The sequence below is a fragment of the Runella salmonicolor genome, from assembly GCF_024158025.1.
Taxonomy (GTDB): domain Bacteria; phylum Bacteroidota; class Bacteroidia; order Cytophagales; family Spirosomataceae; genus Runella; species Runella salmonicolor.
The window spans coordinates 69,433-83,695 of record NZ_JAMZEL010000009.1 but is presented as its reverse complement, the minus strand read 5'-3'; the positions used below and the strand labels follow the sequence as shown (position 1 = coordinate 83,695).

Annotated in this window: 8 protein-coding genes; 4 read left to right on the top strand and 4 right to left on the bottom strand. The window is 46.1% G+C overall.

The genetic code is table 11. From position 1 onward, the window contains the following. The 3 genes from NCI00_RS19680 to NCI00_RS19670 form a co-directional block, all read right to left on the bottom strand. A complete protein-coding gene (locus NCI00_RS19680) occupies positions 1 to 1,182 on the bottom strand; it encodes a pyridoxal phosphate-dependent aminotransferase (RefSeq protein WP_253530419.1) in 1,182 nt (393 codons plus the stop codon). Between the two features lie 56 nt (positions 1,183 to 1,238). After that, entirely contained in the window at positions 1,239 to 2,699 is a 1,461-nt protein-coding gene (locus NCI00_RS19675; RefSeq protein WP_253530417.1) for a SusD/RagB family nutrient-binding outer membrane lipoprotein, read from the bottom strand. Positions 2,700 to 2,770: 71 nt separating this feature from the next. After that, positions 2,771 to 5,959, bottom strand: a complete 3,189-nt coding sequence (locus NCI00_RS19670) for a SusC/RagA family TonB-linked outer membrane protein (RefSeq protein WP_253530415.1) — start codon at positions 5,957 to 5,959, stop codon at positions 2,771 to 2,773. A gap of 35 nt (positions 5,960 to 5,994) precedes the next feature. On the opposite strand from NCI00_RS19670, the gene NCI00_RS29385 reads away from it, so the two are divergent. The 4 genes from NCI00_RS29385 (at position 5,995) to NCI00_RS19655 (ending at position 11,930) form a co-directional block, all read left to right on the top strand. Further along, on the top strand, positions 5,995 to 6,117 hold the full coding sequence (locus NCI00_RS29385) for a hypothetical protein (protein ID WP_256498287.1): 123 nt from the start codon (positions 5,995 to 5,997) through the stop codon (positions 6,115 to 6,117). A gap of 683 nt (positions 6,118 to 6,800) precedes the next feature. Next, the gene (locus NCI00_RS19665; protein WP_253530414.1) at positions 6,801 to 7,982 is read left to right on the top strand and encodes a pyridoxal phosphate-dependent aminotransferase; all 1,182 of its coding nucleotides are present in this window, start codon (positions 6,801 to 6,803) and stop codon (positions 7,980 to 7,982) included. Between the two features lie 10 nt (positions 7,983 to 7,992). Continuing rightward, complete coding sequence (locus tag NCI00_RS19660) at positions 7,993 to 8,922, top strand: Hint domain-containing protein (RefSeq protein WP_253530413.1); 930 nt, start codon at positions 7,993 to 7,995, stop codon at positions 8,920 to 8,922. A 215-nt stretch (positions 8,923 to 9,137) separates the two neighbouring features. Continuing rightward, positions 9,138 to 11,930, top strand: a complete 2,793-nt coding sequence (locus tag NCI00_RS19655) for a PQQ-dependent sugar dehydrogenase (protein ID WP_253530412.1) — start codon at positions 9,138 to 9,140, stop codon at positions 11,928 to 11,930. Positions 11,931 to 12,007: 77 nt separating this feature from the next. Here NCI00_RS19655 and NCI00_RS19650 read toward each other — a convergent pair whose 3' ends face one another. Beyond that, positions 12,008 to 14,119: a peptidylprolyl isomerase gene (locus NCI00_RS19650; protein WP_253530410.1), complete on the bottom strand. Its 2,112-nt coding sequence runs from the start codon at positions 14,117 to 14,119 to the stop codon at positions 12,008 to 12,010. Positions 14,120 to 14,263 lie beyond the last annotated feature (144 nt).

The window sequence follows — 14,263 nt, the reverse complement described above, 5'->3', positions numbered from 1 at the left end:
TTAACTAATAGCTTCTAATGCGCTGACGAACTGCTTAATTTCGTCCATTGTACCCATACTTACGCGGCACCAGGGTTTTCCCTGAATCTCATAACCACGCACCATGATTCCTTTGGCCATCATTTTTTGGAGCATTTCTTTGCCCGGCATATTGATGGGGAATATCACGAAGTTGGTGTAAGAAGTTACATACTTATACCCCATACGGTCGAGGTTTTTGCAGAGGTACGTTTTTACTTCGTGGTTGAGCTTACGGGTTGTATCCTGAAACTCATTGTCGTCCATACTTGCCACGGCCGCAGCAATCGAGGTTTGGGTAATACCCATCCCACCGCGCGTGATTTTCTGAATATTGTCAAGCGTTGAAGGCAATGCCGCGATGTATCCAACGCGCAAACCTGCCATACCCATGATTTTTGAGAACGTACGGGCAATGATGACGTTTTTCTTCTGGCTAAGCAAGGATACCATGCTTTGGGTATCGGCACCCACGGCTAGTTCAAGATATGCTTCGTCCACAAAAATGGGTACTCTGTCGGCCACGCGTGAGCAGAAATCCAACAATTCTTTGCCCGAGGTGATGCTACCCATTGGGTTGTTAGGATTACAGATATAAACAAGCTTGGTGTCTTTGTCGATGGCGGCTTCCATGGCTTTCAGGTCATGCGACCAGTCGCCTTTGCAAGGAACGGCTTTCCAAGAGGCACCCGTAGCTTCGGCTACTTTCACCAGTGACATATAAGTTGGGTCGGCCGAAACGACGTTTCCACCTTTAGCAAACAATACAAGGGCTACTTTCTCCAACAAATCGGATGAACCAGGGCCCATCATGATGTGGTCAGGAGTTACGCCTTCTTTCTTCGCGATTTTGCCTACGAGGTTTTCCAGTTCTTTCCACGAATAACGGCTACCCGTTGCCACTGATTCTGCTACAGCTTTGCGAGCGCTCATTGGCGGGCCGTAAGGGTTTTCGTTGGCATTGATACGAATCATGGTGGGAGGAGTCTTTGGAGGATTTTCCAAGAATGTCTCCCGCAATAAAGGACTGTGAAAAATGTTACCATTTGCATCTACGCGCGAGGGAACGTTGGCAAATGCCCCGATAGCGGGCATGGCGGCAATTCCTCCGAGGGTCATAAAACCTGATTTTAAAAGACTGCGGCGGTCAATTTTCTGGCTCATTGGTTTGAATGTTTGTTTGTATTTGTTAAAGATTAAATATCAATGTGAAATTACGATTATTTCTCTGCCCACCAAAGCTTCGTTTTCATGTTATCGGCACCTCCATTGAGGGCGATTCCTTTGTCTAAACTTGCCTTATTGAGCGAGTATTCACTTCCCGGATACGGTAAACGGGTAGGTAATACGCCATCGTTTTCAAACACGGCGCGTGGGTCTTTGGCAGGCAACACAGGAAAACCCGTACGACGGTATTCCGTCCATGCCTCAATACCAACTCCATAAAGCGCTAACCATTTCTGCTCCAACACTTTCTCGCGGGTTACTTCACCCACCGTCGCAAAATAAGTGGCAGGTACCGTGAGTCCAAATTGTTCAAAAGAAGCGGTAATGCCTGCCTCAAAATAACCTTTGGCAGTACCCGTGGTGATGTCACCGTCAAGCACTGCTTCGGCCAAAATAAGGTTCACTTCCGAAGCCGTCATGAGTACGCTTGGGGCATCAATGCGGGTAAAGGCCGTTCCCACACCTGAGCTTGTTGCGAGGTAAGTGGTAGCGATGGCATCGGGTAAGCCGTTGGCGTGACCAACGTATTTACCGCCTACGGGTGTGGCGTATACTGTGATACGGGTATCGTTCAGGCTGTTCATTTTATCGGCCAAGGTGCTGCTAATGTTCCAGTCGGTACGGCTTTCTTGAATCAACACTTGGTGCCATTCATTGTTGCTTGGCAAAACAGAAGTACTGCGCAAAACGGTATTGTCGGCGTTGGCCGTGATGATGGGGAATTTAACGGGGTCGCTAAGAATCTCCCGCATAATAGCCCGCGACTCTGCTGGTTTTTTGGCCGCCTGACGGTTTGCCAAACGCAATCTCAGTGAGTTAGCAAAGCGCTTCCAACGCATGATGTTTCCGTTGTGGACAATGTCGCCAAGGATAGCAGGACCAGCGGGGTTCAGTTTTTCGTTGGCAATTTTTAAGTCATTCAACAGACCTTCATATACTTTTTCCTGTGAGTCGTAGGCAGGCGAATAGTTAGGTTCAGCCGACGTTCCTTTCAATGCTTCACTGTAAGGAATCGCGCCCCACATATCGGTCATCACCGAAAACAACCACGAACGCATCACGAGCGCCACGCCTTCATAATTGGCATTGGGAGCCGTTCCTTCGGGACCAGTTTCGGTAATGATACGCTGATAATTTACCAAGCCATCATTGAAGAAGCCCTGCCAGTTGTTGTTCTGCATTGCCGGGGAAATACCGTAGTTATCTCCTTCGTTTGAATAAATATTGCGCGACAAATACTGCATCCAGAGCATGGCTCCGTCGAGGTTAAGACGCTCAAAACGGGTTCTACCTCCCCAATAACGGTCAATGGAGCGCTCAAGGGCATAAGGCAGCAGGTACTGGGCGCTGATTTTGGTGGGGTTGTTGGGGTCCACGTTCATCTCGTCAAACTCACTCGTACACGAGGTTGCCGTAAGAATCAGTGCCAAAGAAAGTAGTATGTATTTTTTCATAGTATAAGTCTTTTTGATTAAACCTTGATGAACGCTAAGGCAAGGCCCGTAAGGCCCTGCCTTAGCGGATGCTAGAATCCAAAAGTCAAGTTAAATCCTAAACTCCGTGAGTTGGGCAACTCTCCATAAGCAAATCCTTGGCGGTTTCCACCGAAACGGTCTACTTCTGGATCAATGTGGGTGTGGTTGCTGAACAAAATCGCCAAGTTGCGACCTACCACCGAGAACTTCACGGTACGAATCATGTATTTTTTCAACAATGCCTCAGGAATGCTGTATCCTAGCGTCATTTCGCGCAGTTTTACGTAGCTTCCGTCGTAGATAACGGCTTCGTGATAGCGGCGTGGGTTGTTATAACCATACAATTGGTTGGCAGCTACGATGATGTCGTTTGGCGCATAAACGGCCGAACCATCGGCGTTTGTGCTTACCACTTTCACACCTTTTCCGATGATACCCTCTTCACGACCCACGGCCGTTTCTTCGTACTGACCCGTCCAGCGAGCGGTACCAGTACCTTCGTCGAAGAAGTCACCGCCAATGCGTACATCTACCAAAGCCGAGAGTGAAACGCCTTTGTAAGTAAAGGTGTTGCTCAAACCACCCGTCCATTTGGGCTGTATATTACCCAAAATACGTGGCGTAGTGGATACAACCGGCAAGCCGTTGCTGTAGATAATCTGGCCATCGGGGCTGCGTTCAAATCCAATCCCAAATAGAGTTCCATAAGCCTCTCCTACACGTGCCTCGGAGTTAAGACCGCGCTGCTGGTGCAAAATCAAGGTGGTGAGTCCGTCGGCCAAGGCAATTACTTTGTTTCGGTTACGGGCATAATTGACCGCCACATCCCAAGTGAAGCCGTTAGCTGCTTTGAAAGGCGTACCACTCAATACAATTTCCAATCCTTTGTTTTCAATTTCTCCCGCGTTAAGAATACGGTTGTTGTATCCACTTGCTTTTGAAATTTCTACCCCGAGGATTTGGTTGCGTGAAGTTTGGTTGTAGTAAGTAAGGTCTAAGCCCACTTTGCCGCGCAAAAAGCGCAAATCCATCCCAAATTCAATACCTGTCGTGATTTCAGGCTTCAAGCCCGAGTTAGGAATCGTGACGTTTTCGAAATACTGCGGCGTAGAGCCGTTCCACGCACCACCCGAACGATACACCTGATTCAACTGGTAAGGACGGGCGTCGTTTCCAACTTGCGCCCAGCTGGCACGCACTTTACCGAAAGTCAGGATAGAACTCTGAATGTTAAGCAAATCGGTAAAAACCGCACTTACCGAAGCCGAAGGGTAGAAATAAGAACGAGCATCGGCAGGAAGCGTACTTGACCAGTCATTACGGGCCGTCAAGTCTAGGAATAATGCGTTGCGCCAGCCCACTTGAAAAGTTCCAAAGAGTGACTGCATTTCGGTTTTTTCAATCCGACTTTCTACCGTATTAAGGCTTGGTACAGAGTTTGAGAGGTTGTATAGACCGTCAACCACCAATTCACCCACTCGGGTAAAGTTACGCTTATAGTAATTTTGACGAAGAATTCCTCCGAATTGGGAAGTAATTGAAAGGTCTTTTGCAACCGTTTTATTGAACGTCAAGATAGCGTCAGAGTTGGTTTCTTGCGCCCGCAATACTTCTTCTGAATATTGACCCGGCGTACGGTTTCCGTTACGAACGCGCTCAAAGTTGATAATATTGATACGCGTATCCGACCAGAAATCCGTTCCTGAACGCGCCATCAGGCTCAAATAAGGCGTAATTTTATAATTCAAGGCGATGTTACCAACCAAACGGTCCTTCACGTTGCCCAATGGCAACTTATCATTGATGAAGAAAGGGTTTGTAAAGAAGGTATGCTGCCAGTTTGGCGGATCGCTATCTGGTAAACGACCCGGAAGTGCGCGCTGAATGTGCGTAGCGGTATAGTCTTCGTAGTTTTTGTGCTGCTCCCACGATACGTGGCGGTGCGACCAAATAAACTGCTGACCTTCTTGATACCCACGGTTTTTAGACCCCGATTTGATGTATTCGGCCGAAAGTGTTACGTTAAGTTTAGGGGTAAAGTTGTAGCCCGTATTGAGTTTGAAGTTGTTGCGGTAAAAATCGTTGCTACGCATAATCCCTTCTTGACCCATACGACCAATCGAAAGACGAAAATTACCTTTATCGTTTCCGCCCGAAAGCGCAACGTTGTTGGTACGCGTCTGACCTGTTTCCCAGTATTCCTCCCAGTTGTTGGGCTGAGGAGTAAGCGGTGCCACTTCAGTGCCCGACCACCAATGACGAACCAAACGGCCGTCTAAGGGTGCGCCCCAGCTTTCGTCTGTTCCGTCTGTACCAAACAATGGTGCCGTAGGACCGTAAGCCGCGCGGTACTGAGGGATGGCAGCGCCCGTGATGGCACCCGACCAACCGTCAGAGTACCAAGTGCGGTAGCCATTTCCACCTCCATACATATCCTGAAAATCAGGCTTTACCAAAGGACGTTCAAAGGTAATGTTGGAGTTTACTTCCACACCGATTCCTTTGGTACCCGCACCGTTTTTGGTGGTAATCAAAATCACCCCGTTGGCCGCCCGTGAGCCGTATAGCGCGGCGGCGTTGGGCCCTTTCAATACGCTGATGTCTTTGATGTTGTCAGGACTTACTTCCGACAAACCACCGCCAAATTGCTTTTCACCACTGGTCATTGAACTGGACGTACTTTGGTCGATGGGTACGCCGTCAATCACAACCAAGGGTTGGTTGTTTCCTGATACCGAAGACGCTCCCCGAATCTGTACCGTTGAGCCGCTACCCGGCCCACCGTTACTCTGAACACGCACCCCAGCTACTCGGCCAGCTAAGTTGTTGACCACGTTGTTGGAGCGGGCTTCCACAATTTGTGACCCTTTTACTTCCTGTACCGTATACCCTAAGGCTTTCTTTTCTTTTTCAATACCAAAAGCCGTAACGACAACTTCCTGAAGTGCTTTTACATCAGGCAACATTTCGATTGTTACGGTAGAGCGAGCGCCCACGGGTACTTCTTGTATTCCATAACCGATAAAACTGAATACCAATACAGCGTTGTCGTCTGGAACCGCTATTTTAAAAGTACCAGTTCCGTCAGTGGCAACACCCGTCCGTGAACCTTTGAGAAGAACGTTTACCCCTGGCAAAACACCTTCATCTTTGGAGGTTACTGTACCTGTGACCATCCGCTGGGCATATCCTGCCCAGCTTATTGCCAACAGAGCAGAAAATAGTAGAAGTCTTTTCATCTGGTAATAGTTTGGTTGATTAGTGTTAGTAATAATTGCACTTCACGCTACGCACCGACCATACCGAATTTGTCGGTACAGGCCGCATAAGCACCCACAATCGTTACAGTCGGGCAAGCGTGGCCAAGCAAGAGGACATTCCCTCCTTTATCGTTTAAGAAATCAATAACGGCAAGTTGACGAGCAGTTACGTTCTTTTTAATTATGACAGTTTTTTTAAATGTGTTTAGGTTAAGATTGGGCAGCAGCTTTTGAAGGCCGACACCGTTTCGAGCTAAGAGTTATTCTTCTTTAGAGTTCTTTTCTCGGATTAATATTCCTCTACAAGTGCGGCTAAAGAAGAATATTAATAAGTAGTAAATTGTACTTTTTTTGTAATTATGACTCGAAAGTATGTCGTTGATTACAAATTACCAAACGTATACTCTATATTTTTTTGTTTTTCTTTAATTTTATGAGAAAAAAACAATAATTTCTTAGATTATGCAAAATATTATTCTAGTTTTTTAACAAAATACCCTACTTAATTAAATTACTCATGAAAATTACTTACTTTTAATTTTTAAAGTAAAATGTATAAATTTTGATTAATTCATTTTATTTAGTTCTATTTTTATGTATTTTTGTTCATAATATTGATTTTTACTATATTTTTTGTTTATTTATATATCTATAAAACATCGTTAAAAATTATCTTTTTCCAATTTTTAACGATTATCAATAAGATAATTTAAACTGAAACAATTACACTTTATTTTTATACCAAATTGCTCATCGTTGCCAAGCGAGAACAATCACTTTCCTCCCTGCAAACAAACCGTTCATCTTATCCATTACTCCTATGTCATCAAATCTCAACCGTCGTGATTGGCTCAAGTCAGGATTACTTGCTTCTGCCGGCTTAACTATCGGACAGGCAAATCCCGTCAACGCTGCCCCTGTTTTTACCCAGGGAATCTTGAATGTTTATGCAGAGCGTGAACTCGAATTGGCGCACGAAGCGATGCTGGCGGCAGCTCCGCAAATCAAAGCCCGACTTTCTTCCAACGAGAACCCGTGGGGGCCTTCTACGGCAGCCATCAAGGCCATTTCTGACACCGCTCCCAAGTCTTTTCTATATGCGGGGCCTGTGACGATGGAATTGCGAAAAGCAATTGCCGAAATGAATGGAGTTTCTCCCGACCAAGTATTGCTGGGGGCGGGCTCTTCCGAACTCCTCATGGCAAGTCTGCTGATGGCAGGGGCAAAAGGAAAAGTGATGATGGCCGAAACTTGCTACATCTCAGGCCGCGATGCCCGTGAAGACGGTGCCACCATGCCTACCATAAAAGTCCCGTTGACCAAAGACTATCAATATGATTTGGACGCTATGGACACGCGCTTAAGTGCGGATACAAGTTTGGTTTATATCTGTAATCCAAACAATCCTACGGGAGTAATGCTGCCTTCGGCTAAACTTAGCTCATTCTGTGACACGGCTTCGCCAAAATCAACCGTATTGGTCGACGAAGCCTACATTGATTATGCTCCAAACCCTGCCACCGACAGTATGGTTGAGCACGTTCGCAAAGGTCAAAATGTATTAATCTTAAGAACTCTCTCTAAACTCCACGGCTTTGCGGGGCTTAGAATCGGCTATGCGCTCGGTCAGCCAGCGACCTTGAAAGAATTACGCAAGTATTGTTCGGGAGGCTTTACCGTCTCAACCACTTCGGCAGCAGCGGCCATTGCGAGCTTCAAAGACAAGGCATTTCAGGAAATGGTCTTGAAAAACACCGCAGAGTCGAAAAAATTCCTTTATGATACGCTCAAGTCAATGGATTATACTTATTTACCTTCGTCGGCCAACTTTGTTTTGTTTCCCATCAAAGTAAAAGGGCAGGTATTGCTCCAAAAAATGATGGCTGAAGGCGTAAGTGTACGCAGTTGGTTTTTTGACCAACAGAACTGGTGCCGCGTTAGTATTGGTACAATGGACGAAATGAAAGCATTTAAGGAGGCATTTGCCAAATCTGTCAGCTAATCCCTCTCCGATGAAATCCATTATTATTTTATTCTTGGCGGCTTGTACAAGTGTATTGGCCCAAAACAACATGCGCGCCATTACGCTGGACGAATACGCCAAAGTCAAAGCACTTTCCCTTAAAAGTGTGGAGAAACATACGTACATCCGCGAAAAAGGCTACGTTTTTGACCGCCCCGAAGGAGCCGACGGACTATTTGAATTCAATTTGAATGATGGTATCGAACGAAAAATTTATTTGTATAAAATTTCGGAAGGAACTGCCATGAACGGGATTGGGACATTAGCCGTTTTCAGCACCCAAGGCAAACAAATCAAATTGTACATTCCCAATCAACTTGCCCCCAAAGAGGTTTGGAATCAATACATGAGCGATTTAAAGGTTGGAAATACCATGGCAAATGGCTTTGCGGTTTGTGTAGCCTATATGTTGTCTCAACTTAAAACCGAAAGTGCCCCTGACTCCACTTCAGCCGAAGTAAAAGACCCCAACGATTTTTGTTTTCCCGCCGAGACCTTCGTCAATTTAGCCGACGGGAGCGAAAAGCCAATTTCTTCAATTACAGAAGGCGAAATGTTATCGGGTATTTTTCAAGGAAAAGTAAAGCAAATTGAAATCCACGAAGGCCGTTTTACCCTCACTCGGTTGCTCATCAAGCCACACGGACAAGCGTGGGTAAGCGCCAAAGTGCGCGATGGCCTGATTGCGCTAGAAGCAACCGCCACGCACCCGCTTCTGACCTTAACGGGTCGAAAAAAAATCAACCAACTCCAAGTTGGTGATTGGGTTTTTGTGAGGGATGCCGTGTCGGGGCGTTTTGTGACGGCCGAAATTAGCGTTATTCAACACGCAGTACGTACCGTAACGCACGTCTACAATCTACGTACTGAAAGCGGGACGTATGAAACCGAAAGTATCATTGCGCTCGACAAAAACTGATTACACTAAACCCTTCTATTATATATGCAAGCCCCGCCACAGTGCGGGGTTTTTGTTTGCCTTCTCTAGGTCAATGATTGCTTCTTTTGTATCGAAATACTTTTTCGTTTAATTTACGTAGGTTTGAGTGTACCATTTTTTTCTAATATTTTGCCAATTGAAAACCCCTAAGGGTTTATCTATCGGCTTATCCTCATTACCAATAACACTTAACCATGCGAATTGCTTTATTTCTTTGTTTGTTTGCTTTTATTACCACCGTCCGCAGTCAACCCTCTGGGTTTCAAAGTCAACTGAAAGTGAAAGGCGCCAACGGCGACCTTGTAGGAATGGTAGGTGTGGTTTTTGATCAAGTGGGGCAAATGTATACTTGGGAAAAAAACGGAAAAGTTTGGGCCATACGCTTCGATGTCAACGGAAACGCCCAGAAATACCTTCTACTTGATATTAATTATGAAGTACTGAGTAACAACGACTTAGGACTGGTCTCCGTCGTTCTCCATCCTGATTTCCTCACCAACGGTTATCTCTATCTAATGTACGCCGTCAACCGAACTTATTTGCTGACTGGAATGAACGGAAATGATGGCTCCGACCAAACAGGTTCAATTGTACGCATAACGCGCTACAAAGCCAATATCAACGCCACGCCAAGCTTTACGGCACTCGTCAACAACAGTCGTTTGGTGCTTCTGGGCACCACCCCTTCTGATGGTATCCCCATCATTTGGAATAATCACGGAGGTGGTTGTATGGTTTTTGGCGACGACGGCACCCTGATGGTTTCAACGGGCGACGGTGCCTACGCTGGGGTGTATGACCGAGGGAACGAAGGCAACTACCAACAGGCCATTGATGCGGGGGTGATTACCCAAGCCCATAACATTGGTGCCTATCGCTCTCAGGTTGACAATTCTCACAACGGAAAAATATTACGAATTGACCCCGAAACGGGCAATGGTATTCCTTCCAACCCATTGTATAACCCAAGTACCCCACGAGCCGCCATCTCAAGAATGTGGGCAAAAGGATTACGCAATCCTTTCCGCATGACATTGGTCCCCAATTCTGGCAGCCACAACCCCGAAGACGGCGACCCCGGTGTGCTGGTCGTAGGAGACGTGGGTAATTTTTCAAGGGAAGAAATTAATACGGTGACGGCCCCCAACCAAAACTTTGGATGGCCGCTTTATGAAGGTTTAGAGCGAGTAAATACCCCTTGGAACGATCCTAACTACGCTCCTAGCACCCACCGAAAGCCGATTTTGGAATACCGCTCGCTCACAACCGATGCCAATGTGTATCTTAATCAAACGACTAAAGTTCAGATAGGCTCGGCACAGTTTCCCTACACCGGCCCTAGTTTTTCGGGAGCATCCACGATGGGTGGTGTCTTCTACACTGGCACTAAGTACCCAGCCGCTTTCCAAAACGCCTTGTTTATGGCCGATTACGATGGAAAATGGATAAGAGTATTAAAGCTAAACGCCAACCATGACCCCGTAAGCATCAGCCACTTTATGACCGCTTCCCAAAAAGTAGTTCATTTGGCCTATAACGAGGTGGACGAAAGCATCTATTATATCACTGGAGTATCTGAAAGTACCAACCCCTGCGACGAAGTTAGAAAGCTGCATTATAGCCTCTCAAATCTCCCGCCCGTGGCCAAGATTGAGACCGATGTCAACAGCGGTTTAGCGCCTTTACCCGTTGCGTTTACTGCTTTAAAATCCTATGACCCCGAAGGGACCTCTCTCACCTACGAATGGCGCATCAACGACGGCAGTCCCTTCAGCACGGGATTGGCCCCGCATTATTTATTTAATCCACCCACCAACGGACGACAGAAGTACAAAGTTAAACTGACCGTGAGAGATACAAACGGCACAGGCCTCAGTAGCAGCGACTCTACCTACATTTATCTTAACAGTACTCCGCCAGTCATCAATAGCATTAGCCTTGATACAATCAACGGGGTTTCTGCATCGGTAGACTACCCTTTGACCTTATCGGCTGTGGTATCCGACGCGCAAAGCCCCACGGATAGCCTCCAGCTGAGTTGGACGGTTGCGTTGGTCCATAACGGACACGAGCACCGAAACCCCACTCAAGTTGGAAATGTAATCAATACTGTGCTCGATGGCACCCCTTGTGAGGTCGGAGATGCCACTTATTTCTACCGCATTTATTTAACCGTTACCGACCCCGACGGTTTATCTACTAACTACCATAAAGATATTCCCGTCAACTGTTTAGGAATGGCCCAGAGCATCAGCTTTACCGACATTGCTGATCAATCAATCACCCTCAACACAAGCAGCAATGTCTCATTGTCGGCTACGGCCAGCTCAGGCCTCAGTCCCATCCATTTTTTTAGTAGTTCAGGGCCCGCTTACGTTATTGGCAACATTTTGACACTCACGGGAGCGCCCGGCCAAGTGACCGTCAGGGCCGTGCAACACGGAGATGCCAATTACCGACCTGCGATTCCTGTGGAGCAAACTTTTGAGGTAAATCGAAGCATTACACCTTATTCCATTCAATTTACGAGCATTGGTACAAAAGCCGCCTCGTCGCCTCCATTCATGCTTACAGCAAGCAGCAGTCCTACCAACGAAACCATTGAGTACCTGCTTATTTCGGGCCCAGCAACCCTTTCTGGCAACACCATTACGCTTACTGGGCAGGGCGGAACGGTCAGGATAAGAGCCTTTTTTAAAGGAAGTTATGCAAAAAATGGAACATTTACTGACCAAACATTCGAAGTAGTCTGCCCAACGCAATATACTCTTAATAGCCCAATCACTAACGGTCAAAGTGTATCCTTAGAAGCTTCTGAATCCATTACAGCCGTCAATACAATTGCATCGGGTGCCACTGTGACCTACCAAGCAGGAAATGCTGTTTCTCTCAATGCGGGCTTCAAAGCCGAACAGGGAAGTACATTTCAAGTACAAATTGCGGGATGCACGCCCATCGCTCCTTCTGCTACCAATTCACAGAAATAAGCCATAACTACTTCTTATAAACACGAAAGCCTGTCAAGTGACTTGACAGGCTTTCGTGTAAGAATAAAAATGTCCTACTAAAAGAATTTAGCGCGGTTATCAACCACTTTGGCATTTTCACGAACGGCTTCGTTTACTAAGAAACTCGCCTGGAAGCTTTTCGATTGCAAATTGGCTTTATACATTGAGTAATCTCCAATGGCAGGCGCTGGAGTGCTAGAAACTTGCTCCATAATAAATACGCCATTTTCGCCCGTAAATACTTTCGTTCTTTTGCCAGGTTTCAAACCAAAACCTTTTCCTAATGCGATTGGGTCAAGCCCCGCACTGGTCAAGAAGCCCGTAGCCAGCGAAATATCATTGGCGTTTTCAACCAAGGCACCTGCGCCATATTTTTGAGCAATGGCTTCGAGGGTTGGGCCTTGAATACCACTCAGTTTTTTAGTGATTTGCTCCGCTTTGATTTGATTACGTACTTTCAAGGTCAATTCGTCACGGAAATCGTTAATCGTTGGATTGTCTTTGTCCGACTTTCCAGTCAAAATGGCCACAACATATTGCTCGTCTGTTTCAAAAACAGGCGATGCCTGATTTTCATTGGTATCTTCGTTGAACGCCCAACGTACAATCTCACGCGCATTTTGCATGGTGTTGATGTTGGTTGCCGACTCAGGAATACGGTTTGCCGTCTGAACTATCAACGACTTATCCTTCTTCACCGACTCGTCAAAAGCCGCTTTTGATTTTGACTCAATCGAGAACTGGTCTGCTTTAGCATAAATGGCATCTCTCGTGGTTTGGCTAGGCGTCATGGTTTTGCCAATGGCCGCGATTTTGTACAGCACATTGGTTTTGGGTTCTGTTACCTTAATGATGTGGAATCCAAAATCGGTTTCTACCAATCGTCCAATCAGACCAGTACCACTCATTGAGAACACCGCATCGCTAAATGGTTTCACCATGGCTCCCTGACGGAAGTAACCGAGGTCTCCACCGCGCTGGGCTGAGCTTTGGTCGGCGCTGTTGGCCGCGGCCAATTGTTCAAAATTAGCTCCTCCTTGCAATTGCTTCAACAAATCGGCGGCTTTTGTACGTGCTTCTGCTTTTGCCGAATCGCTTGTACCTTGGGCACGAATCAAAATGTGACTTGCTTTTGCGGTGTAGGCAGTATCCAATTTGGTACCGCCGTACTTATAGATAAAGTAAGTATTTCCTTCGCGGTAAGGTCCGTTTACACTTCCAGGAATAAAACTCTTAACAGCGCCTTTCAATTGATCGGTCATTTCAGAAAGCGACCAATATAATTTGGTTGGAACGTCAGAGTTGATGCGGGCGTACGTAGAGTCATTGGGAGCAGTAGCTAAACCACGCGCCAATTCCTTAATTCTGTTGTATAACTCCGTACTGTCTTCTTTGGTAGGGACAATCGGAAACGTTACGTATTGAATGGTACGTGAATCGAAACCTTTGTATTCGTCTTTGTGCTTGGCGAGATAATCTTCCAATTGCGCATCGGTCACTTTCACGGTTGTGTCAGTTACTGAATAAAACGGTACAAACAAATACTTCAGCGTTGCTTTGGTCGTTTGAGCTTGGTATTCTTTTTCAGCCTCGGCGCGTGTTACGTAAGTACCTACGCGAAACAGGTTTTCGTATTTTTGACGAACACGGTCTTGGGCTAGGCTTTTCTCAAAATTTTGCCATGCCTGTTGTTGCTCTGGAGGCAAATTTTTAAGGTTTTTCAAATAACTGATGACCGATGTTTTGTCAAAAACACCCGTTTGGGGATTGGTGAATGACTGCTGAATGGCGGGGCTTACGTTGTTACCCTGAACCATATCTACCAACTCATCATTGCTTACTTTTAATCCCAATTCATCGTACTCTTTTTTGTACGCAAAATCAACGATGTATTGATTCCAGACCTGCTCCCGCAGTGATTGTTGTTCTGCTTCGGAAGCTGCCCGACCGCTCTGTGCTTCAAAAGCCTGACGGGCTTGGTCTAATTTGAGTTGAAAATCTTTGTAGTCGATGGTTTCTCCTGCAATTTCACCTACTGCCTGACTGTTGCCCCCAAACATACTTTGGGCTCCTAAAATGTCACCTCCAACAATAAAGAGGATTAAACTAACGGCAATGATCAAAACGGCTACACCTGATCGTTCCCTGATTTTGTTGATTAACGCCATAGTTGCGTGCGCGTTATTTGAGTTAAAAGTTAATTGTTATAGTTAAGTTGTCATTTAGGAAATGAATGCTTCCCAAAAATTGACCCGCAAAATAACATCATTTACCTAAACAATCCAACTGCTGATTCATTCTTTGTCAATTTT